The sequence below is a fragment of the Undibacterium umbellatum genome (genome assembly GCF_014284125.1).
GTDB lineage: Bacteria > Pseudomonadota > Gammaproteobacteria > Burkholderiales > Burkholderiaceae_D > Undibacterium > Undibacterium umbellatum.
In genome coordinates this window covers 295,758-317,144 of the sequence record NZ_JACOFX010000001.1, presented here as the reverse complement: position 1 = coordinate 317,144, position 21,387 = coordinate 295,758, and the positions used below count along the sequence as shown (strand labels likewise).

Here is a 21,387-nt window from a genome sequence, read left to right as displayed (position 1 = left end):
ACAGTTACAGCAGATATACCAGTTTTAGTCACAACAACCAATTCAATAAAGGACATGACGATCATGATTTACACCTTGTTTTCTCTTAGGAAGCCGGTTGGCAGCTCTCAATATTCAGTTGGTATCAATGAAGATGGACGATTCAACGGATTTCTTGTGCCGCCTTTGACAGAACAAAAATCCCTTCACGTACGACGCGAATGTTTTCTTGTATTGCGATATCGGCGATTGGTAAAGCAAGCAGGTCAGCTTCTGCGCGCTCTACGGACAAAGTTAATTCGTTGACGCAGGCAGCGGCAACGTCATGAGGAAGTGCCCTGGCGATGGTAAGCAGCAACATGTGGATACCGTTGACTCGTCCAATTGTGAATTGCAGGTCGTTTCTTATTTGATCAATATTTTGCATGAGGGTTTTTACTGGAAAATCAAACTGATCGGGATCGGCTTTGATTACTACAGATTGGCAAAGCCGATCCAGATTATGGATATAGAACTACTTTCTCGCTACGAGGCTGGCCGCATACGTTTCTATAAAGGTGAAGCAAAACTCAGCAAGGTTCTTTCCATTGTTTGCTGCCGAGGGATGCGGACCCGGCTGAATTAGGTTGGGCTGATTTTTTATGAGTGCTTCGAGCAGATTTTCGGCATCAACACGAGCTTCTTTGAGTTCCATTTTGTACCCCTTTCGTGGGCAATTAAAAAAGTAATACATTTCAATTTTAACATGCAATTATGGCATCTAAAGTTAAAAATATACAAACATGAATACACAAGGAAATGAACCACTCTTTTCTCGCAAGCCAACGATCCAATTATCGGATGTGCAGCTCGCAAAAGCACGCAGGATAGAAAGCGCTCTCCTGCAACAAGTGCAAAAAACAAAGGTATGCACGATCGCTGATGCGTTCGGTGTGCATGAAACGACAGCGGGGCGCTGGATCAATGAAGGTGAGCTGACTTTCCTGGCGCAGTTCCTGGCTGTGATTGGTGTTGAAGCGGTGCCGACTGAGCACGCCTATTCGCCCAAGGTCGTTGAAGCCTTGATGACCATCGCGGGAACCAAGATTACCCAGGCGAGTAGTGCAGAAGAATTTTTCACGCAATTTGTGGGGTAGCAACGATGCCGTACGAATCTCCAGCTACTACTCAATACATTCACCAGGTCGTCAATAAGTCGCTGTCAACTGTGCATACGGTCACGGCAACCAGGTGCTGTGAAGGCTTTCGTTGCAATGGTCGTCGCCGTTCTGTTCAGCAATTCCGAAATAAAAAAGGCGAAGCAATTTTCAAATACTGCCGGTTGTGCCGAGGTGTGAAATGACGCGCCGCCGCAAGTTGACAGATGACCAGGTGCGCCAGATTCGCTCGACGCACGCGACGTACAAGCATGGCCGTGGTTATGGTGCATTGGCTCAAGTCTACGGTGTGGCCGCCAGCACGATACGTGACGTGGTCCAGTACGCCACATACATCAATGTCAAGTCAGTAACCACAAAAAGCAAAGCCCAAGCGGTTGCACCCGCCCGGGCTTCTGATCAATTAACAAAAATAGGGTTTCGATAAATGACTCAAATTATTTTAGACCAATATTCAAAGTGCTTGCAAGAAAAGGTTGAGGTATGAGCGTAATGATTTTAATCGGTGATACACGCGAGCAGCTTAAAACTATCGCGTCTGAATCAATTCACTGTGTAGTGACAAGCCCGCCATATTGGGGCCTGCGAGATTACGGAGTCGAAGGACAGATTGGTCTGGAGCCCACGCCAGGTGAATTCATTGCGATCATGGTTGATGTGTTTGAAGAGGTGAGGCGTGTCTTGCGGGCTGACGGTACATGTTGGGTCAACATGGGGGATAGCTATGCAACCGGTGCCGGCGCAGTTGGCCGTTCGCCTGGTGGTGGGGCCCAGGGCGAGCGCTTTATTCGTCGCGGGCACGTTAACACGCAGCCCAATCGCAAGAAATTAGACGGATTCAAACCTAAAGACTTGTGCATGATGCCTCACCGACTGGCAATAGCACTGCAAGAGTCTGGCTGGTGGGTGCGACAGGATATTGTATGGAGCAAGCCGAATCCCATGCCAGAGTCGGTGCGCGATCGTTGTACAAAGTCACATGAATACATTTTCTTGCTCACCAAGAGCGAGCAGTATTTCTACAACGCAGACGCTATTAGGGAGCCGGCAACTGGTGATCCGGAGGCCTCACGCAATAGGTTTGATACGAAAGACTATGAAGTGCCTGGTCAGAAGCCACAAAAACGACTTTCTCGATGTGTTGGGTTTGGGCACGGCACTGATTCAGAAATGCGCAAGCGAGTAAGAGTCAAATCTATTAGTGGCGGTATTTCTTCGCCCAACTACAAGGGCCGCAGTGATGGCGTGTCACGTCCACCGATGACGATGTCCGATCGTGAATATAACCCACTTGGTCGAAACAAGCGCTCTGTATGGATCATGGCAACGCATTCTTTCAAGGATGCTCACTTTGCCACATTCCCACCAGAGTTACCGGAAACCTGCATTAAAGCTGGCTGCCCTGTTGGCGGAACTGTACTGGATCCTTTCTTTGGCGCTGGCACCACAGGCCTGGTTGCCGATCGCCTGCAGCGAAATTGCATAGGCATTGAGCTAAACCCTGCTTATGCGGAAATTGCCCGTAAACGTATCCAGGCAGATTCAACATTATTTGCTCAGGTCGAGGTGGCAGCATGAGCCAAATCGTACTCGCAAAGAAATCAGATCAAGAGCTGACCGAGACTCAACGTCAAGTCTTGCGTGACTGTCTGTATGGAATGGTTGACGGTCAAGCCGAAGAAGACCAAAAGGCCTGGCGAAATTTCTGGCGCATGGTCTGGAACCTTGGTAGTGGCGAATTCTTTTCAATTGAAACCCTGATTCCTCGTCTTGGCCCAGTTCATCGAAAGCAGATGAAACTGGAGGGGGAAATCTTCAAGAACCAGGAGCGCTTTAAAGACCGAGAAATGTTCAGGCTCTGGCTGAAGGTGGGATCTGGCTGGGTTATATGGTGCAGTGGCCCGAAAGGCGGTGTGTTCCCGGTGCCAAGGTCTATCTCATATAAGAAATGTGATGAGGGTGAGTTCCAGATTTACTGCGCCGGCACGCATGAGTTTTTCCGGACGCCGCACGCGCAGAAGTATCTTTGGCCGCATGTGTCAGCTGCGGTGTCTGAACTGAGCATGGAAGCGATTCTTGCAAATTACAACGTATGAAGCGATCCAGCATAAAACCGTCAAAAAAGCGCATGAAGCCGGGGACGAAGCGCATGAAAAGCAGTCGTCCACGCATAACGCCGATTCGCAACGCTGCTCGGGCCCAGGAATGCACATTGCGCTTCCCGACCTGCAATTACAACCCTGACACCACAGTACTGTGCCATTCCAACCTTCTGGAAGATGGAAAGGGCATGGGCTTGAAGGCTCCTGATACTGCTGCAGCTTTTGGCTGCTCGACCTGCCATGACGTACTAGACGGGCGCATGGCCAGGCCAAAAGGGTTTAGCTATGAATTGATGATTGCTCAATTCAAGGAAGGAGTGGCACACACGCACCGAATTTTAAAACGTATGGGATTAATGGAGAAAAACGAGTGATTGAATTACCAGCGCCATTGACGCCCCCCGATTGCGATTTAAGTGATTTCCAATATATGGAGTTGGATGTGCGCCGCCTGCGCGACTCCAGATTCGCGGCATCTGCTGATGGTGAAGCCTTTCGCGCCGCAATCTTGTTATGGTGCGCTGCCTGGCACCAGACACCGGCATCCTCATTACCTGATGATGATATTGAACTTGCCAACCTGGCGGGCTATGGCAGGGTTGTAAAGGAGTGGCGCAAGGTGCGCGCCGAAGCCCTGCATGGGTTTATCAAATGTTCAGATGGCAGGCTTTACCACCCGGTGATAGCCGACAAAGCTGTGTCGGCATACGCAGCGAAAGAGCGCCACGCCTACGGTAAATTCTGTGACCGCATGCGGAAAGAGAACGTAAAACGCACGCATGAGAAGAAACCCCCAGTTGGAATTCCATCGCTTGAGCAGTGGAAATCCGGAGCATACCCTAATGGAATTCTGCCGGATAGCGAAAATATTCCACCGGAAAGCAAGCCACTTTCCACCGGAATTCCAGCGGAAAACCCTCTTAGAGGGAACAGAGAGGGAACGGAGAGGGAACAGAACGGAGAGGGAACTATTAATTATTCCTTACCTAACGGTAAGGGCGCTGAAGCGCCAAGCCCAGGGTTGGCCAAATCTCCAGACCAGATGACCAAGACCGAGCTTTGGGCTGTAGGCAAGTCAATCCTCTTCGAGGCAGGCACGCCAGTCGCTCAGTGCGGGACAGTTGTTGGCAAGCTTTGCAAGGACTACGGCGATGAAATTGTTATCGAAGCCTTGCGCACTGCCGCCGTGCAGAGGCCAGTAGACCCGATTGCATTCCTGAAGGCTACCTGCCAGACACTTGTTGGCGAGCGCAAGCGCAAGACGCCATGGTGGACATCTGACGAACTGATCCTGGCTGAAGGGAGCAAGCACAAGCTGGCGCCGTACCCAGGGGAAAACATGGCGACGTTCAAAGCCAGGGTGCAAGCCGCCATCGATGGGCCTGATGTCACACCGGCGCAACCGCCGCCAAAGGTCGTCACGCCAACAATCATTGCAGAACCAGAGGTCAAGCGCGACATGACGCCAGCAGCAAAGGAGAGCAGAAGCCAGGCGCTCAAGGCCGCATTGAAAATGAAACGTGCATCGATACCAGGTGACCTTGGTGTCGAATATTCTTTAGAAAGCGAATAATGGTATCAAGATTGACACAGCAGAAATTGAATCAGTTGCGCATGAGTTCACGGCTGATTCAGCAGGGCCAGCCAAGCAAGTACAGAAACCGCAAGACCATCCTGGATGGCGAGAAATTCGATTCGATGGCCGAGGCAAAGCGTTATCACCAGCTCCAGATGCTGCAACGCATGGGCGAAATCAGCAACTTGACGCGGCAGGTGTCGTTTGAATTGGCACCGGCGTGCATGGTGCAGGGTGTGCGCAAGCGTGCATTGGTGTATCGCGCAGACTTTACCTACAACGAGAACGGCAAACAGATCGTTGAGGACGTGAAGGGCAAGCTGACCGAAGGCTACATCATCAAGCGTCACCTCATGAAGTCGGTCTTTGACATCGAAATCAGGGAGACAAAGTGATGGCGAGTTCGAAACGGACAAAAAAGGTGCGTAAGCCGTGGAATCCAGACAATGCGCTGTTGAAGACACAACCATGGCGTATCAAGGCGTTGTTTGACCCGCTGTTGGCGATTGTCGACCAATTGGAGTGCGACGGCACGGCAGATATTCAAAACGACGGCACTGCGGTGTTTAAGGATGTCGTTGACGGGTACTGGTACGAAAGCTATACCGCGATCATGGGTGTTGTCGATGTATTCGAAATCCACGAAAAACGTGCTGGCGTCGTGATTGATATGGAGCCACTCCGCAGACTGGCTTCGAAACTTAAGAATGACGTGGATATCCTACTCTGCGATACCGAAGATTGCCGGGCTTGTTTCAATCGCATGCATTCCGCCACATTGCGGATGACAGTCGGATACGCCAGCGGGCTGATACGTGATACCCAGATACAAGAACAAGTTGAAAGATTAAAGGAGGCTGCATGAGTACAAAACAAGATAAGTCAGCAAATCTGATTGATGACCAAGTCGGTGTCGGGGCCTGGATAGAATTGCCTTCAGGCTCAATTGTCAACGTCCGTAAGATAACCACAGTGGTTGTGCAGTCGCAGACGGTGACAGTGCGCGCTGTGGATGGCGAGGGGCGTATGGCCAGCGGGAGTTATGAGCTGTCGCTTGACCATTTGCTGGAGCATGGAAAGATTGTAAAGAAGGCTGGTGTTGAAAATTTGAAATGATGCTTACCTAAACTGGCACTCTTTCGAATCTTGGAAAAACGTGAATTGCGCTTCCTCGTTCGGGTAGCCCCACAGCAGTTTGTTTTTCTTGAACTCCTTCTCCATTCACGTAAACGCATGTTATTGTCAAGTTCTGTTCAATAAGTGCGTCAATTTCAAAGCTAAACTTAATAGTTTGATCTCTCTGAAAGATTTCATATTTGTGCGGCTCTATGAGAAGGTTTTCAGATGAAATTTCAAATTTACTAATTGTAGAACCAGTGTTCTTGATCGTGTAAGTTACTCGTATTACTTTTTGCTTCCCAGAGCCGGTACCTTGGCCTTGAATAAAAAAAACTGGGCGGAATTTCTCTTTTTCTTGATCAGATTGCTTTTCCATTGCCAGCTGCATCGCAGCAAGCTCGCTTTGACCAATTTCAACAAGTGCCTTTTGTTGTTGTACAGAGTTTTGTAATTCTTGCGCTTGAAGTCTGAGGGCATCGGAACTTAATTTTAATTCTCTCCCTTGCTGCAAATATCCATATACCAACCACAAAAACGCAACAGGGGAAAAGAATCCAGCTAGTGCATCGCCAATTTCATTTATTTTTAGTTCCGGAGTAAAGGGCCATTTCGAATAAACGATCAACCCACCCAGCAGAAACCAAATTATCGTCAGAATTGTTGGGACATATACATGTGACTTTATTTCTGGTATAGGATTGGCGCTCATAAAAGTAGTACTATGTCATGATAAAAGTATATCTTAAATCAAATTCTTGATTTAGTCGCACGTTTCGACCCTAGTTGAACAACACAATCATGCTTGATGTAATACAGGCATGAACAAAGATCAGTCAATTTCTCAACAGGATTCAACAGAAACCGCGCAACAAGCTGTTAAACCGTCTGGCAACAAGAAGGGCGCTGACGGTTTAACGGATACCCAGCGCCTGTTCTTGACTGAGTATCTGAAGGACGGAAATGCGACAAAAGCAGCCATTCGCGCCGGCTACTCTGCCGATACTGCTGGTTCACAAGGTTCCCGGCTGTTGAAAAATGAAAGAATTCAACAGGCAATTCAACAAGCTCAACAGGAAGTGTTGGAGGCTGTTAAGCATGAGACGGGCATTACCCTGGAGCGCACCTTGCGCGAGATTGCCAGGCTGGCCTTCTTCGATCCGCGCCAGTTGTTCGCCGCCGATGGCAATCCATTATCCATACAAGAACTGAGTGACGACACGGCTGCAGCAGTTGCTGGCCTGGACGTGACTGAAGAGTTTGCCGGCACCGGCAAGGATCGCACCTTTATCGGCTACACCAAGAAATACAAACTGGCCGATAAGAAAGCTGCCCTGGATATGCTCATGAAGCATCTGGGCGGCTATGGCGAAGACAATGGCCAGCAAGGCAAAGCTGCTGCTGGCACGCTGGCTGGCTTGCTTCAATCCATGCGCGGCAGTGGCTTGAAGGTCGTCAAGAAAGTGAATAGCGCCGATGAGTGAAGCTGTCCCGCTGGATTTTGAGCCAGAGACAGAGGAAGAGCTGGCAAAGTGCCTGGCTGATCCGATGTGGCGCGTTTGCAGCGGCTATCTGTACAAGATCATGGTCAAGAGCGACGACGGCGATGGCTCGGTCGTACCGTTCAAGCCGAACCGGTCACAGCGCCGGTTTATAGGGAGTCTCTGGTACCGCAACATCATCCTGAAGGCCAGGCAGTTGGGTTTTACGACGCTGGTGGCAATTCTTTGGCTTGACCACGCCTTATTCAATCCTGATCAGCGTTGCGGCATCATTGCACAGGACAGGGAAGCTGCCGAAGTCATCTTCAGGGACAAGGTGAAACTGGCTTATGAGCGCTTGCCAGAAGCTCTCAAAGAGGCAATGCCGCTCGCCAGGGATAGCGCCAGCGAGCTGCTGTTTGCACACAATAACAGTTCCATCCGTGTTGCCACCTCCATGCGCTCGGGCACGATTCATCGCCTGCATGTCTCTGAATACGGGAAGATCTGCGCCAAGTTCAAGGACAAAGCCAAAGAGATCATGACGGGCTCGCTGCCTGCGGTACCGCTGGACGGCATCACGATCATCGAATCCACTGCGGAGGGTCAGGAAGGCGACTTCTTTGATAAAACGCAGAAGGCCATGGCCAAGCATGAGCAGGGCAGTGATCTGAATGCCAGGGACTTCCGGTTTCACTTCTATCCATGGTGGCAGGAATCAGCGTACAGGATGCCTACGGCATCGGTCATCATCACTGACAAGGACAAAGAGTACTTCGCAGAGATAGAAGGGCTGATGAAGTGCACGCTGGATGCCGCGCAGCGCAATTGGTACGTCGCTACCAGGGAGGCTGACTTTTCTGGCGATCCTGAGAAGATGTGGCAAGAGTATCCCAGCACGCCACAGGAAGCATTCAAAGTCAGTACCGAGGGCACCTACTACGCAGTACAACTGGCAGCAGCGCGTAAATCAGGGCGTATTGGCCAGGTGCCATTCGTTGAAGGCGTGCCTGTCAATACCTTCTGGGATATCGGCAATACAGACGGTACCGCGATCTGGCTGCATCAAAAGGTGGGTCTGCAGCATCGTTTCATAGGCTTCATTGAAGGCTGGGGCGAAGGATATTCCTACTACATCAAGCAGCTTCAAGAGCTTGGTTACGTCTGGGGGACGCATTTCTTGCCTCACGATGCAGACCACGAACGACAGCAGGGCGAAGACGTGGAAGCCCCAATTGATATTTTGGAAAAATTCTCAATAGGCGGCAAATGGGAGATCGTGCCTCGAGTCTCAGATATCCAGCACGGCATTCAAGTTACGAGAGCTGCATTTAGTCAGTGCTGGTTTGACGAGACCGCCTGCAAAGAGGGTATTGAGCACCTGGCTGGCTATAGAAAGACCTGGAACACACGACAAGGGCGCTGGAATGCGACACCTGAGCACAACATTCATTCCGAAGGTGCGGACTCTTATCGTCAATTCGCCCAGGCATTTGAAACCCTCAATGTCACCCGCACAAAACTTACTAAACGAGAACGTAACTGGAGAACAGCTTGAACCTCAATAAATCAATGATCGTATCCGCCACTGGCCAGGCGATGTTTGGCATTGGCGGGCCCAAGACTCACAAGACAGCCGAATTCAAAGGCTACTGCGTATCACTTGAGTGGGATATGGCAGACGGCGAGCCAGTAATGCTCATCTGGTCACCGCTTGGTGGGCTGGGTGCCGGTGTATTTGGCGTTTGTCTGTCCAGCGCTGGCAAGTACGCCAATCCAGACGGCAAACCAACTGAGGAATGCTTCATGGAAGCTGCTGCAGCACTGCCTACGCTTGGCCGTGCGTTGATCCGTCTCGAAGTTTCGACCCTGGTTGACGTGATTATCCAGTTTCTCCCAGACTTGCTAACCATGCCACCAGCGTCCCGCGCCTCAAGATTAGAGGCCAAGGGCAAGGGAATTCTGGAGGTAACCCAGACCGATGTGAACGGTAAAGTGATAAGCGAGAGCCTACTGTAATGAGTGTCGTAACCGAAGAAAAGCCAGGTGTAAATGCGTCCAAGGAAGAAAAGGCGCGCATTAAGCATGGCCGCCTCTACAATTGGTTTGAAACCGAGATGCGCCGGCAGCAGGCCAACAGGTTCCAGATGGCGCTGGATGAAGACTACTACGACTCGATTCAGTGGCGTCCGGACGAAATTGCCGAACTCAAGGACCGTGGCCAGCAGCCGACTGTCTATAACGAAATCAAGCCCACGATTGACTGGCTAATAGGTGTTGAACGGCGCACCAGGGTAGATTTTGAAGTCATGGCCCGTGATGACGACGAGGGTGCAGACGAGGATGCCAAGTGCAAAACCAAGCTCTTGAAGTACATCGCAGACGTGAATCGTGTTGAGTTTGAACGCAGCGCCGCAGCCGATGATTGCTTTAAAGCTGGCCTCGGTTGGCTGGAAATCGGCATATCACCTGATCCAGAGGATGAGCCCATATATTCACGTTTTGAATCATGGCGCAATATCCTCTATGACAGCCTGGGTACACGTGACGACTTGGAAGACAGTCGTTACCTATTCAGATTCAGGACATTAGATCTGGATATTGCAATCGCATATTTCCCTGACAAAGAGCGGGAGTTGCGTGCGTCAGCGGTCCACCAAGACAAGGAACAGTTTCTCGAATATTTCAATGGCAAACGCCTTGACAGCAGTAGTGACTATGAAGGGACCACGGACAAGTACAACATGTACGACTATTCCGCATGGGAACATAACGACCGTGAGCGCGTCACGCTGATTGAAGCCTGGTACAAAGAGCCGACCAAGGAAACGACAGGCAAGGGCGTTTCTGCTATTGATCGTACGCGCATGCTGATGCAATGCACGATCATGACGGCTAAGTACATCATCAACGACAGCCCCAGCCCGTACAAGCACAATCGCTTTCCGTTCGTGCCGTACTGGTGCTATCGCCGGAAGAAGGACAATGCGCCTTACTCAGTCATCAGGCCGGTGCGTAGCCCACAGGACGCCCTGAATAAGCGTATGTCCAAGGCAATACACGTCATTTCCACCAACCAGGTGATCGCAGAAGCGGATGCCTTCGATGACAACGTGATGACTGCAGAAGAAGCGCGGGATGAATTGCAGGCACCTGACGCGTTTGTATTACTTGCAAAAGGTGGTCTGGAAAAACTGAAAACGCACCGTGAGAACGATGTTGCGCAGGGCCATTTGCAGATGGCACAGGCCGACCGCGAGATTATCCGCAATGCTTCTGGAGTGACCAGCGAGAACCTTGGCCGTGACACCAATGCGACATCCGGCATTGCCATCCAACGCAAGTCAGAGCAGGGCAGTCAACAAACTGCCGAGATTTTTGACAACATGCTGTTCTCGCGTCAGATGGAAGGTGAAATCAAGCTCAGCCTGATTGAACAGTATTACAACGAAGCCAAGACATTCAGCATAACCGGTGAGCGCAAGAAGCGGGAATATGTCCGCATCAATCAGAAAGACCCGGTAACAGGCCAGTTGCTGAATGACATGACAGCGCGCAAAGCGATGTTCGTTATTGGTGAGAACGCCTGGAAGCAGACGCTGCAGCAGGCAGCTTTTGAGTCTCTGATGCAGTTGCTGACACAGTTGGCACCTACAGCACCGCAAGTCGTCACTGCCTTGCTGGACACTGTATTTGAACTCGCTGACCTGCCCAACAAGAAACTGGTCATCCAGCGCATACGCCAAATCACTGGCATGACGGACCCGGACGAGCCGCCAACGCCTGAGCAACAGCAGGCACAGCAGCAGCAACAGGCCTTACAGCAGGCTCAAATCGAAGCGCAAATGGCGCAGGCCAAGGCCGACATCGTCAAGGCAAATGCCCAGGGTGAACAGATAGATGCTGATCGCCTGAAGAAGACAATCGAGGCAGTGTATGTGGCGATGCAAGCCAGTCAAACCATTGCGCAAGTGCCAGGAGTGACCCCGGTTGCCGACGAGCTACTGAAGTCTGTAGGATTTAGGGATCAGAACCCAGGCATGCCGCAAGCGCCTGAAATGGTGCCTCTTCCAGTTGATCAACCGACGCAAGCACTGCCGCCAGCACCATTACAAGCTGATGGTGCAGCAACTGGAATTGAAACGATGACCCCGACAGACAATATTCAAGGAGCAGGATGATGGCAAAGAAGGCACAACCAATCGCGAGCGCGATTCAACCGCAGGCCAACCCTGTGGAACCGACAGAAGAAGCCGCAGATGAACTGAAAGCACAGGCGGATTTTGAGCCTATTGATCGTCTGGACCGCGTCCGAGCTCTGAAGGAAGCGCCTGCTGATGCCGTGACAGCGCAAATGCTGGGTGGTATCGAGTATTTCAAGGATGCCAATGGCCGGACTATGCGGGTGTGCGTAGCTGATGGCGAGCTGTGCAAGCAGGAAATCAACCAAACCAACTAAACAACTCGCAGGAGCGAAACTACTATGTCACACGGATATACAGAAGATGAATTGAAATTCCTCACAGCAGAGGAAATTGCAGCACTCGACGACGATGCTGGCGATGAGGGCGAAGTCATAAAAGACCCTGCTGATGGTGATGACGACAAAGGCAACACCAATGATGATGCAGACAAGGGCGAAGCCACCGCTGAAAAGAAGCCTGAAGATGAACCCAAGCCAAATGCCAAGGTAGAAGTTACCGAAAAGCCTGAAGCGGATGACAAGCAAGAGTCAATTCCTGCTGATCGCACAAAGCCGCTCTACAAGTCTGACGCTGAAATAGCAGATTCAAAGGCCAAGCGCGAAGAACTCACAGGCGAAAAAGCCACCGCTCTGGCAAAATTGATTGAAGGTGAAATCACTGCCGCTGAATATTCGGCCATTGATACCAGGGTACAAGGCGAAATTAGCAAGCTGGATCGAGCTGAAACCAAGGCGGAAACAAAAGCCGAGGTGTCTGCTGAAATGACGCAACAGCAGTTGCACCGTGAATGGGATCGTGAAGTTGCGGCTTTAACCAAGCAGGCCAAGATCGAAGGCATTGACTATACAGACGAAAAGCTGACCAAGGAATTTGACACTTTGGTGCGCGTTTTCGGGCAAGAAGCGATAGCCAATGGCATGCCGGACGATAACCTGGCCGCATCTAAGTGGGCTTTGGCTCAAGCGCATAGCACCATGAAAATGCGGCATGGTATTGCCGCTCAGGCACAGCCTGCAGCAGCGCCGGCAGAGCCGCAAAGCAAGAACGAGCCACGTCACAACGTCAAAACACTGGGCGCGCTGCCAGTAGCTGACTCTCATAAGGTCGATAACGATCCGATCGCACGTTTTGCCACGCTGGAAGGCGAAGATCTGGAGCGCGCAATCGCCAAGATGTCGCCTGACGAAATCGAACGCATGCTTGCGGGAACATAAATATGACCCAGCAGCACGGCATGTCCGTGGACGTTAAAGTCGGCCAAGCCATCGATATCGACAACGGCAGAATACGTATCGTTGTCGAGCGTAAAGAAGGAAAGCGAGCCCGGTTACGTATTGTTGCTGACAAGAGCATAATCGTGACCAGGCCGCAAGAAATTGCGACTAACAAAATCGCATAAGTAACCAGGCAGAGGCCTGGGTAAATTGATTGACACGCAGGAGTGTGTCGTAATATCCGAAAGGGATACTATGTCACGCACTTCTATTCTGCCTTCCGATCCGGCGGCAGTGAAAGTATGGTCTGCGAAGATCGCAGTTGAAGCTCAGAAGAAATCCTTCTGGACAAAAATGACAGGTGGCGAAGATGCTGCCATGCCTGTTGTCATCAAGTCAGACCTTGAATCTGGTCCTGGTGATGAAGTCACTACCACTCTGATCGCCAAGCTGCGAGGCAAGCCAATTGAAGGCGACGAAAAAGGCGAAGGCCGTGAGCAAAGACTGTCCCACTATACGCATAAAATGCGTATCGATAAGAGCCGTCAGTTGGTCAACGTCGGCGATGTTATGTCACAAAAACGTGTTCGCCAGGATATCGCCAAGCAAGCGCGTGCCCGTCTGTCGGACTACATGGCTGAAGTTCAAGATGAACTGATTCATATGTATGCCTGCGGTGCGCGCGGCGTGGGTGACGAAATTCAGCATTATCCAAATAACTGGACAGGCTTCCCCAATCCTTTGACTGTGCCAGATGCAGCCCATCTGCAAGTTGGTGATGGTCTGACCAAAGCCACTTTGGTAGATGGTGGCGCAACTTCCAAAATGAGCACAGCGGTTATTGATCGTGCCCTTGTTCGTGCCTCGAAAATGTTTTCCCTCGAAGGCAAGAAAGGCGCTCGCATGGAGCCGGTCAGCGTGGAAACGCCAAACAGCGGTTCCGATAAGTGCTTTGTGCTCTTGACCTCTCCAGAATCGATGTATGACTTGCGTCGTGAAGTTGGTGACGCAGGCTGGTTGACGTTGGAAAAACAGAAGGCCGCTGCAGTTGGTGCGAAGTCCCCCATCTTCCAGGGTGGTGATGCCTACTATAACGGCGCATTGGTGACGAAGCATGAAACCTGCGTGAAATTCAACGATTACGGTGCCGGTGGCAATGTCAACGCCGTTCGAAATTTGTTCCTGGGTGCCCATGCAGTGGCCGTTGCACATGGCATGAAGGGGCAAAAAGGCAATGTTCGCTATGAGCTGTCGGAATCCTCCGTGGATCATGGCGAAGAAAGCGTGATCGTTGTTCGCATGATCGCTGGCTTTGACAAGACCCGCTACAACAACATGGATTTCGGTGTGCAGTCTATCGACACCGCTTATACAACCATCGACTAATCACATTTTCTGCACCTCGTTCGGGTACTCAATCCCGAACAGGTTTGGAAACTCACGTTCTGAGGAAAATCATGTCTCTGAAACAATCCATTCAAGTCGCTAACAATTATCCGGCGATTAACGCCAGTGGTTATGAACCCATCGTTATCTTTGGGGACTACATCACCGTTGCCGGTCTGGCTGCCAATGACGTTATCGAAATGGCGATTTTGCCATGCGGATACGTGGTAACTGGCCTGAAACTCACTTGCGACGACCTCGACACTGGCGCTGCCATCACATTGGACTGCGGTCTGGTAAGTGGTAAAGCCGGCCTGGTCGACAATGCGCGCACATGCGGCAATGAAGCATTTGCTGCCAGTACCATCGGCCAGACCGGTGGCATACAGGCGGAAAACAAAGTTTCGCTCCTGAATGCCGCGCCAAGTGCTGTTGAGCAAAGTATCGGCCTGAAGATAGGTGTTGCTGCTGCTGGCCTGGTGGTCGGCGCGAAAATCCGTCTGACGGTCTTCGCACGTCCTGCATTGCACGGTGCATAACCATGGGTAGGAAAAGCGAACGCAAGAGTGTTCTGTCTGGGGCCTTAACTCTCACTGCAGAAAAAACAGTGGATTCAAAAGCCCCAGGCACTAATGCACTGAAATCTATTGCTGAACAGGCAGGTTTGACCAATGTTGTGCAAGCCCTGAAAGCCATTGCCGAAGCAAAAGCGACCACTGAAGCACAAGCAACTACTGAAATAGAAGAAAGCCCGGTAGTGCCGCGCCCGAGGTCTGTTGATGCCATGAGCCATGTGCAGCTTAAGGAATATGCCGCTGAAATTGGCATCCAACAGCGTGATATTGATGGCCTGACTGAAGACAGATTGCGGCAGAACTGTAAAGCACGCATTTTCACGTCCATGGAAGACGAATGATATTGGCATCCGCACTGATCAGGCAGGCCCAGGGCATCGCTCAGGATCTGTCTACATACCGCTGGACCGCTGCTGAGTGGCTGGACTATCTGAATGATGCGCAAATTCAGATCGTTCAATTACGCCCAGATATGAGTGTTGCAAACAGGAGCGTAGCGCTGGTAACAGGCTGGAAGCAGGCAATACCTGCGGATGGCCTGAGATTGCTTGCAGTCGAGGCTAATACGTCAGGCAGAGCGATCAAATTGATCAGCACTGAAAAGCTCAACGCCTTCGCACCGAACTGGCGCGCTGAAAAACAGGCTGATGTCATCAAGCACTACATGGTCGACCAGCGAGACCCGACCCGGTTCAGCGTCTATCCGCCAGCAAGCAGCAAAGCCAGTGTCGAATGCTTGTTCTCTGTCATGCCGACTCGTTGCGACACTGAAAATTCACCAATTTTCGCTGACATTGTGACAAATCAGATCCTGGACTGGATGCTGTTCCGTGCCTATTCCAAAGACGACGAATTTGCTGATGTGGCTGAGAAACGCAGCTTTTATCAAAACAGTTTCCTGACAGCGCTGGGTGCCAAGACTCAAACTGATCTGGCATTCGACGCTACAAAGTCGCAACCCGCACTTGTTAAGCCTGGAGTTAGATAGCCATGCAGAATTGGGAAAGCCTTTACCGCGACGTTTCACCCTACGTATCCGGTTGCTCTGAACTGGAGCTGGATCATGCACTTTTACGAGCTGCACAGCATTTTTTCAGCCGTACCCGCGTGTGGACACTTTGGCTTGATGAAATCAACACGTCTGCCGGCGTTATGGAATATGACTTGAATCTTGAATCAAAGTCTGAGCTGGTGCGGATAGAGCGGGCAACGTTGAACGCACAGCGTTTAACGATTCAAGCTGAGGGGCGCTTACCTGCCAACTGGCGTGAGTACCCTAACCAGGCGGGTGTTTGCCAGAGTATTCATACAACTGATCGCAAAACGGTCGTTTTGCTGCCACCGCCAGGTGACGGCTTGTTGCTGCAGATTCAGGCATGTCTCAAACCGAGTAACAACGCAGTGGGTATTGAAAACCGGTTCTATGACCAGTATGCATTGGCGATCGCAACAGGTGCGAAATCCATGCTGATGCTTCAGCCAGGCATGCCATTTTCAAACCCGAGCGAAGGCCTACGCCTGGAAAGCGAGTTCAACGGAAAGATGGCGGCGATTTCGATACAGAACGCACGGGGATTTTCTTCACATAGGCCGCGCCTGCGTGGCCGCTACTTTTAACAAAGGGGGCACAATGCCAGCATCAAATTATTTAAAAGGTAAGGTCATCGACGGAACCGTCCGAGGCATAAACTTTGCCGCTCCAGCCACTGTGTATGTGTCACTGCATACGGCTGATCCAACTGCCAATGCGACGCCAGCAACTGAAATCTCAGCAGGGTGGTATGCGCGCCAGGCAACGGCTTTTGCAGCGCAATCCACCGCAGGCCAGACAAGTAACTCGGGCACGGTCACTTACAACGGTGTCTCTGGCAGCCCGGTAACAGCAACGCATTTCGCAGTGTGGGACGCTGCGACACTGGGCAACATGCTGTATTACGCGCCATTGTCCGCACCCAAGACCTTTGCTGTAACTGACGTTCCGACCTGGTTGCCAGGGACTTTGACAGTGACCGCGACCTAAGCAGATTCATGAACGGCCAGACGCTCAATGCCGCTGCCTTAAACAGCGTTGTTCCCATAGCTCAGACGGTATTTATACCGGCTTCAAGCACGGGCATCGCATTTACGGTCTTTGAGCGGGCTTCTGTTTCCATGGCTGGTGCGACAGGCGTAAGCATGGATGCAGTTGGTGATGTCGCGAAAGTCGCATTGCTGGCAGCTTCTGTAACGGGAATCGACTTTATGCCAGCCGGTGAGCTGGCAGTAATGCGGCGGGTGGCAATTGACAATGTCTTAGCTGGGATTGCCTTTAGTTTGACTGGGCTATTGAACGCCGATGCATACATGCCAAATGCGTCGGTATCTATGGCAATGGGAGCGACTGGCACGCTGACCAACTATGCGCAAATGCAAGGCAATACAGGTATCGCACTCGAAGGCGCGGCCCCTGCACCGGGCGCAATTAAGTATTTACAAGGTGAAAGCACCATTTTACTTAGCAGCAGTGGTGAATTGAGTTCGCTCAAACCCATTGCACCATCTTCCACGGGTGTGGCATTCAGTTTGTCTGGGCAAGTAGGCAATCCGATACGGCTTTCAGGCGTCGTAAGTATTGCTTTTTATCTCGATGGGACCCTATCGATAAACCCCAATGCCCGCGATGCTGATGACAAGGTGGCAGTGCGCCCATTTCAAAACAGAACTGTATCGAGATAATGGCAATTTTAGAAAAATTCACTAAACAGCCGATTGAGGTGGAAATTTATGCCATCCAGTTTGCGGAAGACATGGCTGCCACGGACAGTATTACAGCGGGGCACCAGGTCGTCACGCATAACGGGAAGTCGAAAGGACTGATGGTCCTTTTTGCGCCCTACACGGCGACGGCGGCGGATGACCGCAAGACTTTGCGGACCAATTCTTCAGTCACGCTGCCAGCGGATGCAGCGGACGGATACACGCTGTATGTCGGGAATACCAATCAATCTGCTGCGATATCGGCAGGCCCGACAAACATACCGGCGCGTGGCTCTTCAATTCTGGTTCGCTCTGCCGGGAACTGGACAGTTGAGGCGAGTGCCACCGGCATTATCGTGGCTGCTCCAGGTGACCAACGGATTCGTATTGTCTTTGTTGGTGGACTGGATGGGAGCAGCTACAAGGCTGAACTCACCGCGATTACCAGCGAAGGCCGGACTATGCAAGACGAGCTGATCATCAAAGTAAGGGAATCTTGATGCAATTATTTACCAACAATGCGACTTCCGTCCTGGCGGCTGGTATTACCAGTGTTGCCACCTCGTTGACTGTTGCCACTGGCGATGGCGCGAAGTTTCCGAATCCAACTGTGGGCGATACTTTTCTGGTAACGCTCTATAAGCTCAGTGGTGTGACTGAAACCAGCTATGAAATCGTCAAGTGCACAGCCAGGGTTGGAGACACGCTGACAGTCGTTCGCGCTCAAGAAGGCACGACTGGTACCGCGTACGCAACCGGCGACAATGTCGCATTGCGATTGACAGCTGGTTCGATGTCTACTGATGCCATCGCAGAAGGCAACAATAAGTATTTCACTGTTGCCCGTGTTTTATCCAGCGCACTGACTGGCCTGAGTCTCGTCTCGAATCAAGCGGTAGCTGCTACAGATACAGTCTTGCAGGCTATCGGCTACTTGCAAAAACAGATCACGGACGCTGTTTCCAGTCTTGCGGCAAAAGCACCAATCGCTAACCCGTCCTTTACAGGGAAGGCAACTTTCGTTTCGACGAAAACGACCAAAGTCCCGATGAACTCGGGTACCAGTATCGATCTTGAAGCGGGTGAACTGTTTACTAAGACTATCTCAAGTGCAACGACGCTGTCACTTGCAAACGTTCCTGGTAGCGGTGTTGCGGCCTTTATGCTGGACCTTACAAACGGTGGTTCCGCAACCATTACTTGGTGGTCTGGCATCAAATGGCCTGGCGGCACGGCTCCCACTCTCACAGTATCTGGCCGGGACACTCTGGGTTTCTTTACCCATGATGGTGGCACAACCTGGACTGGTCTAGTACTTGGGAAGGATATCAAGTAATGCTGCGTAACCTTATTTTTGCAGCTGCCGGAACTTCAGTCGGGGCACTTCCTGGCCAAGTTGCCTTCACGACTCCAGGAACATTTAGTTGGACTGCGCCGGCAGGCGTTTTTTCAGTCAGTGTTGTTGCGGTAGGTGGTGGCGGCACCGGAAGTGCTAACGGTCAAGGCGGCGGTGGCGAGTTGCGTTGGAAGAACTACATTCCGGTCGTTCCAGGAACTTCATACACCATCACCGTTGGCGGTGTGAGTGGCACTTCTTCATTTGCTAGTGCATGTATTGCTAACGGCGGCGCGTCCGGCAGCGGTGGTGCCGGTGGCTCAGGGGGAACCGGGGATGGTGGTGGTAACGGCGGTCACGGTGCCTCTGCTGGTGCCTCTAACAGGGGCGGTGGCGGAGGTGGTGCCGGCGGATACACAGGCAATGGCGGTGATGCATTCCAATGGGCTACTGCCTCAACCGCTGGATCCGGTGGTGCCGGTGGCGCTGGCAACTGGAACGGCAATGCTAATGGACTCGGTGGCAGTGGCGGTGGTGTAGGGATATTGGGAACTGGTGCCAACGGCGCGGCAGGAACAAGCTTTGGTAGCGGCGGACTTGGTGGCAGTGGTGGTAGTGATGGCGGCACGACTGGCAATCCTGCCGGTTCTTTTGGTGGCGGTGGAAATGGTACGGCCGGTACCGGTGCAGTGCGAGTCATTTGGGGCGATGGTCGGTCATTTCCCAATGCAGCAGCAGACGTTTAAGGATAGAAAATGCTCTTAATCGATAAGCAAACACGTGCTTACCCGCTGACATACAGCCAGGTAATCACGCTTTATCCGGGTGTAAGCCTGCCACCAATCCCCAGCGACGAAGATCTGGACGCAGTAGGGGTAGCGAAGGTCAGTTATACAAGCCCTCCGCCATTTGATGCGACAAGGCAGTACTTAACCGAAGACGCTCCCACATTGGTCAACGGTGCATTTCAGCAAGTATGGCGAGTGAAAACATTGCCAAATGTAGAGGCAGCACAGAAATTGAGAGCAGCAAAAGACACAAAAATCAAAGAAATCAAGGCTGAGCGTGACCGTCGCAAATTCAACGGCGTCAAGGTCGACGGGAAATGGATACACACAGATACCTACTCGCGTACGCAGTGGATGGCATTGATTATGGACCGGATGCTGCTTGGCGTCGCGATGCAGCCGATTCCTTGGACGACTATGGACGGAAGCATCGTGCCCACCACCATAGAACTTGCCACCGCTGTTTTCACAGCCACGAAAACACTGGATGTTCTCGCATTTTCGCGCGCTGCCTTCCATATCGCACAGGTTGAGGCGTCGGCAGACCCGGCCAGCTATGACTACTCGGCAGGCTGGCCCGAAACTTTTGGAGGGTAAGCATGGCATTCAAGGCGGCATTTTATAAAGGTGTGCGGCCAGGTGTTCCGGGCATCTATAACCGTGGTGTGCGCTGGTGGACACGCGGGCCATACAGTCATTGTGAGCTTGTTTTCAGTTCCGGAGTGTCTGCATCAGCCTCTTATATGGATGGTGGCGTACGCTTTAAATGGATTGAATACGATCCTAAACACTGGGATTTCATTTATCTACCCGCACATTTTGAACCTCATGCGTTGGCCGTTTTCGAGAAAAAGCAGGGCGATAGATATGACCTTCTCGGTAATGTACATTTCGTCATATCTGCTGTGGGGGATGACGACGGTAAGTCTTTCTGTTCTGAGATTCTTGGCGAGGCGCTTGGACTATTGGAACCATATAGATTTTCGCCAAATGCGCTTAGCGTAATTCTCAAGTCCATGTTCCCGCAGCTTCAGCCGACTTAACGCTAACCAACTACGGGCAAGGACTATGAGCGATACAAGAAAATTAATTCTCGACAATATTGGGCATCTGCTGACGCTGATCAGTTTGATCGTGTCTGGCGCGGCAATGTGGCAGGCCATGGATAAGCGGGTGCTGGTCCTTGAAGAAGCCAGGACGTCACAGCGAGTAATCGATACCCGCCAGGACAACGAGATTGTCGAGAACAAAAAGAACGTTCGGGAAGACTTGAAGGAAATCAACAACAAGCTGGATCGTTTGATTGAGAGGAAATAATGAAAAATAGTCGCGATTTAGCGGACTTGCTGCCTGTCGTGGCAGCCAAGGCATCTGCATTTGTCGGTGCGTGTAAGAAGGCAGGAATCGACGTGCTGATCACTTCCACCCTGCGTGACAATGAAGCACAAGCAGCTTTGTACTCTCAGGGGCGCACAACGCCAGGCAAGGTCGTGACAAAAGCAAAGGCTGGTCAGTCCTGGCACAACTATGGCTGCGCTTTTGATTTTGTCCCAATAGTGAACGGCAAGGCGCAATGGGATGACACCCGCACGTTTGAACGTTGCGGTGTGATTGCCGAAAGTGTCGGGCTGGAGTGGGCAGGGCGCTGGAAGAGTTTCAAGGAGCTGGCGCACTGCCAGTACACAGGCGGTTTAACCCTGGCTGATTTGCAGGCAGGTAAAAAGATTCAATAGCGA

33 protein-coding genes are annotated in these 21,387 nt (G+C 51.6%); 30 read left to right on the top strand and 3 right to left on the bottom strand.

The genetic code is table 11. The features are described 5' to 3' along the window. Nucleotides 1–142: 142 nt before the first annotated feature. Both H8L47_RS01485 and H8L47_RS01480 read right to left on the bottom strand, forming a co-directional pair. A complete protein-coding gene (locus H8L47_RS01485) occupies nt 143–406 on the bottom strand; it encodes a hypothetical protein (protein ID WP_186951468.1) in 264 nt (87 codons plus the stop codon). Nucleotides 407–493: 87 nt separating this feature from the next. Beyond that, complete coding sequence (locus H8L47_RS01480) at nt 494–673, bottom strand: hypothetical protein (RefSeq protein WP_186951467.1); 180 nt, start codon at nt 671–673, stop codon at nt 494–496. An 88-nt stretch (nt 674–761) separates the two neighbouring features. On the opposite strand from H8L47_RS01480, the gene H8L47_RS01475 reads away from it, so the two are divergent. The 9 genes from H8L47_RS01475 (at nt 762) to H8L47_RS01435 (ending at nt 5,930) form a co-directional block, all read left to right on the top strand. Next, nucleotides 762–1,115: a CII family transcriptional regulator gene (locus H8L47_RS01475; protein WP_186951466.1), complete on the top strand. Its 354-nt coding sequence runs from the start codon at nt 762–764 to the stop codon at nt 1,113–1,115. Between the two features lie 202 nt (nt 1,116–1,317). Beyond that, nucleotides 1,318–1,563, top strand: a complete 246-nt coding sequence (locus H8L47_RS01470; RefSeq protein ID WP_186951465.1) for a hypothetical protein — start codon at nt 1,318–1,320, stop codon at nt 1,561–1,563. 131 nt (nt 1,564–1,694) lie between these two features. Next, nucleotides 1,695–2,714, top strand: coding sequence for a DNA-methyltransferase (locus H8L47_RS01465; protein ID WP_329605351.1), 1,020 nt, complete (start codon nt 1,695–1,697; stop codon nt 2,712–2,714). After that, a complete protein-coding gene (locus tag H8L47_RS01460) occupies nt 2,711–3,232 on the top strand; it encodes a hypothetical protein (RefSeq protein WP_186951463.1) in 522 nt (173 codons plus the stop codon). The genes H8L47_RS01465 and H8L47_RS01460 overlap by 4 nt, the downstream gene beginning before the upstream one ends. Nucleotides 3,233–3,285: 53 nt before the next feature. Next, on the top strand, nt 3,286–3,612 hold the full coding sequence (locus H8L47_RS01455) for a nuclease domain-containing protein (RefSeq protein WP_186951462.1): 327 nt from the start codon (nt 3,286–3,288) through the stop codon (nt 3,610–3,612). Next, a complete protein-coding gene (locus H8L47_RS01450; RefSeq protein WP_329605350.1) occupies nt 3,609–4,811 on the top strand; it encodes a DUF1376 domain-containing protein in 1,203 nt (400 codons plus the stop codon). The genes H8L47_RS01455 and H8L47_RS01450 overlap by 4 nt, the downstream gene beginning before the upstream one ends. Nucleotides 4,812–4,852: 41 nt before the next feature. Next, on the top strand, nt 4,853–5,209 hold the full coding sequence (locus H8L47_RS01445) for a DUF1064 domain-containing protein (RefSeq protein WP_186951461.1): 357 nt from the start codon (nt 4,853–4,855) through the stop codon (nt 5,207–5,209). Continuing rightward, nucleotides 5,206–5,679 (top strand): hypothetical protein, encoded by a 474-nt coding sequence (locus tag H8L47_RS01440; protein WP_222616363.1) that lies wholly within the window; start codon nt 5,206–5,208, stop codon nt 5,677–5,679. The genes H8L47_RS01445 and H8L47_RS01440 overlap by 4 nt, the downstream gene beginning before the upstream one ends. Further along, a complete protein-coding gene (locus tag H8L47_RS01435; protein WP_186951459.1) occupies nt 5,676–5,930 on the top strand; it encodes a hypothetical protein in 255 nt (84 codons plus the stop codon). The genes H8L47_RS01440 and H8L47_RS01435 overlap by 4 nt, the downstream gene beginning before the upstream one ends. Before the next feature lie 7 nt (nt 5,931–5,937). Here H8L47_RS01435 and H8L47_RS01430 read toward each other — a convergent pair whose 3' ends face one another. Further along, nucleotides 5,938–6,642: a hypothetical protein gene (locus H8L47_RS01430; RefSeq protein ID WP_186951458.1), complete on the bottom strand. Its 705-nt coding sequence runs from the start codon at nt 6,640–6,642 to the stop codon at nt 5,938–5,940. Between the two features lie 109 nt (nt 6,643–6,751). On the opposite strand from H8L47_RS01430, the gene H8L47_RS01425 reads away from it, so the two are divergent. The 21 genes from H8L47_RS01425 to H8L47_RS01325 all read left to right on the top strand — a co-directional run bounded on the left by H8L47_RS01425 (nt 6,752) and on the right by H8L47_RS01325 (nt 21,384). Then, the gene (locus H8L47_RS01425; RefSeq protein WP_186951457.1) at nt 6,752–7,414 is read left to right on the top strand and encodes a terminase small subunit; all 663 of its coding nucleotides are present in this window, start codon (nt 6,752–6,754) and stop codon (nt 7,412–7,414) included. After that, on the top strand, nt 7,407–8,969 hold the full coding sequence (locus H8L47_RS01420) for a terminase (RefSeq protein ID WP_186951456.1): 1,563 nt from the start codon (nt 7,407–7,409) through the stop codon (nt 8,967–8,969). Before H8L47_RS01425 ends, H8L47_RS01420 begins: the two co-directional genes overlap by 8 nt. After that, nucleotides 8,966–9,430 carry a hypothetical protein gene (locus tag H8L47_RS01415; protein WP_186951455.1) on the top strand — a complete coding sequence of 155 codons (465 nt, stop codon included), beginning with the start codon at nt 8,966–8,968 and terminating at the stop codon, nt 9,428–9,430. The genes H8L47_RS01420 and H8L47_RS01415 overlap by 4 nt, the downstream gene beginning before the upstream one ends. Further along, nucleotides 9,430–11,592 carry a portal protein gene (locus tag H8L47_RS01410; protein ID WP_186951454.1) on the top strand — a complete coding sequence of 721 codons (2,163 nt, stop codon included), beginning with the start codon at nt 9,430–9,432 and terminating at the stop codon, nt 11,590–11,592. Before H8L47_RS01415 ends, H8L47_RS01410 begins: the two co-directional genes overlap by 1 nt. Next, nucleotides 11,592–11,870 carry a hypothetical protein gene (locus H8L47_RS01405; protein ID WP_186951453.1) on the top strand — a complete coding sequence of 93 codons (279 nt, stop codon included), beginning with the start codon at nt 11,592–11,594 and terminating at the stop codon, nt 11,868–11,870. Before H8L47_RS01410 ends, H8L47_RS01405 begins: the two co-directional genes overlap by 1 nt. A gap of 24 nt (nt 11,871–11,894) precedes the next feature. After that, nucleotides 11,895–12,830: a hypothetical protein gene (locus H8L47_RS01400; RefSeq protein ID WP_186951452.1), complete on the top strand. Its 936-nt coding sequence runs from the start codon at nt 11,895–11,897 to the stop codon at nt 12,828–12,830. A gap of 2 nt (nt 12,831–12,832) precedes the next feature. After that, nucleotides 12,833–13,015: a hypothetical protein gene (locus tag H8L47_RS01395; RefSeq protein ID WP_186951451.1), complete on the top strand. Its 183-nt coding sequence runs from the start codon at nt 12,833–12,835 to the stop codon at nt 13,013–13,015. A 70-nt stretch (nt 13,016–13,085) separates the two neighbouring features. Next, nucleotides 13,086–14,216: a N4-gp56 family major capsid protein gene (locus H8L47_RS01390; protein WP_186951450.1), complete on the top strand. Its 1,131-nt coding sequence runs from the start codon at nt 13,086–13,088 to the stop codon at nt 14,214–14,216. 71 nt (nt 14,217–14,287) lie between these two features. Continuing rightward, complete coding sequence (locus H8L47_RS01385) at nt 14,288–14,755, top strand: hypothetical protein (protein ID WP_186951449.1); 468 nt, start codon at nt 14,288–14,290, stop codon at nt 14,753–14,755. A gap of 2 nt (nt 14,756–14,757) precedes the next feature. Then, complete coding sequence (locus H8L47_RS01380) at nt 14,758–15,132, top strand: hypothetical protein (RefSeq protein ID WP_222616362.1); 375 nt, start codon at nt 14,758–14,760, stop codon at nt 15,130–15,132. Continuing rightward, nucleotides 15,129–15,779: a phage adaptor protein gene (locus tag H8L47_RS01375; protein ID WP_186951447.1), complete on the top strand. Its 651-nt coding sequence runs from the start codon at nt 15,129–15,131 to the stop codon at nt 15,777–15,779. The genes H8L47_RS01380 and H8L47_RS01375 overlap by 4 nt, the downstream gene beginning before the upstream one ends. 2 nt (nt 15,780–15,781) lie before the next feature. Next, nucleotides 15,782–16,408: a hypothetical protein gene (locus H8L47_RS01370; protein ID WP_186951446.1), complete on the top strand. Its 627-nt coding sequence runs from the start codon at nt 15,782–15,784 to the stop codon at nt 16,406–16,408. Nucleotides 16,409–16,421: 13 nt separating this feature from the next. Further along, nucleotides 16,422–16,811, top strand: coding sequence for a phage tail fiber protein (locus tag H8L47_RS01365; protein WP_186951445.1), 390 nt, complete (start codon nt 16,422–16,424; stop codon nt 16,809–16,811). Nucleotides 16,812–16,819: 8 nt separating this feature from the next. Next, on the top strand, nt 16,820–17,506 hold the full coding sequence (locus H8L47_RS01360) for a hypothetical protein (protein WP_186951444.1): 687 nt from the start codon (nt 16,820–16,822) through the stop codon (nt 17,504–17,506). After that, nucleotides 17,506–18,027 carry a phage fiber-tail adaptor protein gene (locus H8L47_RS01355; protein ID WP_186951443.1) on the top strand — a complete coding sequence of 174 codons (522 nt, stop codon included), beginning with the start codon at nt 17,506–17,508 and terminating at the stop codon, nt 18,025–18,027. The genes H8L47_RS01360 and H8L47_RS01355 overlap by 1 nt, the downstream gene beginning before the upstream one ends. Beyond that, nucleotides 18,027–18,863, top strand: coding sequence for a hypothetical protein (locus tag H8L47_RS01350; RefSeq protein WP_186951442.1), 837 nt, complete (start codon nt 18,027–18,029; stop codon nt 18,861–18,863). The genes H8L47_RS01355 and H8L47_RS01350 overlap by 1 nt, the downstream gene beginning before the upstream one ends. Continuing rightward, nucleotides 18,863–19,609, top strand: coding sequence for a hypothetical protein (locus H8L47_RS30020; protein ID WP_186951441.1), 747 nt, complete (start codon nt 18,863–18,865; stop codon nt 19,607–19,609). Before H8L47_RS01350 ends, H8L47_RS30020 begins: the two co-directional genes overlap by 1 nt. Before the next feature lie 9 nt (nt 19,610–19,618). Continuing rightward, on the top strand, nt 19,619–20,248 hold the full coding sequence (locus H8L47_RS01340; RefSeq protein WP_186951440.1) for a DUF4376 domain-containing protein: 630 nt from the start codon (nt 19,619–19,621) through the stop codon (nt 20,246–20,248). Between the two features lie 2 nt (nt 20,249–20,250). Then, a complete protein-coding gene (locus H8L47_RS01335; RefSeq protein WP_186951439.1) occupies nt 20,251–20,694 on the top strand; it encodes a hypothetical protein in 444 nt (147 codons plus the stop codon). 25 nt (nt 20,695–20,719) lie between these two features. Then, a complete protein-coding gene (locus H8L47_RS01330) occupies nt 20,720–20,968 on the top strand; it encodes a hypothetical protein (RefSeq protein ID WP_186951438.1) in 249 nt (82 codons plus the stop codon). Then, entirely contained in the window at nt 20,968–21,384 is a 417-nt protein-coding gene (locus H8L47_RS01325; protein WP_186951437.1) for a M15 family metallopeptidase, read from the top strand. The genes H8L47_RS01330 and H8L47_RS01325 overlap by 1 nt, the downstream gene beginning before the upstream one ends. Nucleotides 21,385–21,387: the final 3 nt, after the last annotated feature.

Coding starts and splice junctions, on each gene's coding strand:
- H8L47_RS01485 (WP_186951468.1), bottom strand. CDS start 406: ATGCAAAATATTGATCAAATAAGAAACGACCTGCAATTCACAATTGGA.
- H8L47_RS01480 (WP_186951467.1), bottom strand. CDS start 673: ATGGAACTCAAAGAAGCTCGTGTTGATGCCGAAAATCTGCTCGAAGCA.
- H8L47_RS01475 (WP_186951466.1), top strand. CDS start 762: ATGAATACACAAGGAAATGAACCACTCTTTTCTCGCAAGCCAACGATC.
- H8L47_RS01470 (WP_186951465.1), top strand. CDS start 1,318: ATGACGCGCCGCCGCAAGTTGACAGATGACCAGGTGCGCCAGATTCGC.
- H8L47_RS01460 (WP_186951463.1), top strand. CDS start 2,711: ATGAGCCAAATCGTACTCGCAAAGAAATCAGATCAAGAGCTGACCGAG.
- H8L47_RS01455 (WP_186951462.1), top strand. CDS start 3,286: ATGAAAAGCAGTCGTCCACGCATAACGCCGATTCGCAACGCTGCTCGG.
- H8L47_RS01445 (WP_186951461.1), top strand. CDS start 4,853: ATGAGTTCACGGCTGATTCAGCAGGGCCAGCCAAGCAAGTACAGAAAC.
- H8L47_RS01435 (WP_186951459.1), top strand. CDS start 5,676: ATGAGTACAAAACAAGATAAGTCAGCAAATCTGATTGATGACCAAGTC.
- H8L47_RS01430 (WP_186951458.1), bottom strand. CDS start 6,642: ATGAGCGCCAATCCTATACCAGAAATAAAGTCACATGTATATGTCCCA.
- H8L47_RS01425 (WP_186951457.1), top strand. CDS start 6,752: ATGAACAAAGATCAGTCAATTTCTCAACAGGATTCAACAGAAACCGCG.
- H8L47_RS01420 (WP_186951456.1), top strand. CDS start 7,407: ATGAGTGAAGCTGTCCCGCTGGATTTTGAGCCAGAGACAGAGGAAGAG.
- H8L47_RS01410 (WP_186951454.1), top strand. CDS start 9,430: ATGAGTGTCGTAACCGAAGAAAAGCCAGGTGTAAATGCGTCCAAGGAA.
- H8L47_RS01405 (WP_186951453.1), top strand. CDS start 11,592: ATGGCAAAGAAGGCACAACCAATCGCGAGCGCGATTCAACCGCAGGCC.
- H8L47_RS01400 (WP_186951452.1), top strand. CDS start 11,895: ATGTCACACGGATATACAGAAGATGAATTGAAATTCCTCACAGCAGAG.
- H8L47_RS01395 (WP_186951451.1), top strand. CDS start 12,833: ATGACCCAGCAGCACGGCATGTCCGTGGACGTTAAAGTCGGCCAAGCC.
- H8L47_RS01390 (WP_186951450.1), top strand. CDS start 13,086: ATGTCACGCACTTCTATTCTGCCTTCCGATCCGGCGGCAGTGAAAGTA.
- H8L47_RS01385 (WP_186951449.1), top strand. CDS start 14,288: ATGTCTCTGAAACAATCCATTCAAGTCGCTAACAATTATCCGGCGATT.
- H8L47_RS01380 (WP_222616362.1), top strand. CDS start 14,758: ATGGGTAGGAAAAGCGAACGCAAGAGTGTTCTGTCTGGGGCCTTAACT.
- H8L47_RS01375 (WP_186951447.1), top strand. CDS start 15,129: ATGATATTGGCATCCGCACTGATCAGGCAGGCCCAGGGCATCGCTCAG.
- H8L47_RS01370 (WP_186951446.1), top strand. CDS start 15,782: ATGCAGAATTGGGAAAGCCTTTACCGCGACGTTTCACCCTACGTATCC.
- H8L47_RS01365 (WP_186951445.1), top strand. CDS start 16,422: ATGCCAGCATCAAATTATTTAAAAGGTAAGGTCATCGACGGAACCGTC.
- H8L47_RS01360 (WP_186951444.1), top strand. CDS start 16,820: ATGAACGGCCAGACGCTCAATGCCGCTGCCTTAAACAGCGTTGTTCCC.
- H8L47_RS01355 (WP_186951443.1), top strand. CDS start 17,506: ATGGCAATTTTAGAAAAATTCACTAAACAGCCGATTGAGGTGGAAATT.
- H8L47_RS01350 (WP_186951442.1), top strand. CDS start 18,027: ATGCAATTATTTACCAACAATGCGACTTCCGTCCTGGCGGCTGGTATT.
- H8L47_RS30020 (WP_186951441.1), top strand. CDS start 18,863: ATGCTGCGTAACCTTATTTTTGCAGCTGCCGGAACTTCAGTCGGGGCA.
- H8L47_RS01340 (WP_186951440.1), top strand. CDS start 19,619: ATGCTCTTAATCGATAAGCAAACACGTGCTTACCCGCTGACATACAGC.
- H8L47_RS01335 (WP_186951439.1), top strand. CDS start 20,251: ATGGCATTCAAGGCGGCATTTTATAAAGGTGTGCGGCCAGGTGTTCCG.
- H8L47_RS01330 (WP_186951438.1), top strand. CDS start 20,720: ATGAGCGATACAAGAAAATTAATTCTCGACAATATTGGGCATCTGCTG.
- H8L47_RS01325 (WP_186951437.1), top strand. CDS start 20,968: ATGAAAAATAGTCGCGATTTAGCGGACTTGCTGCCTGTCGTGGCAGCC.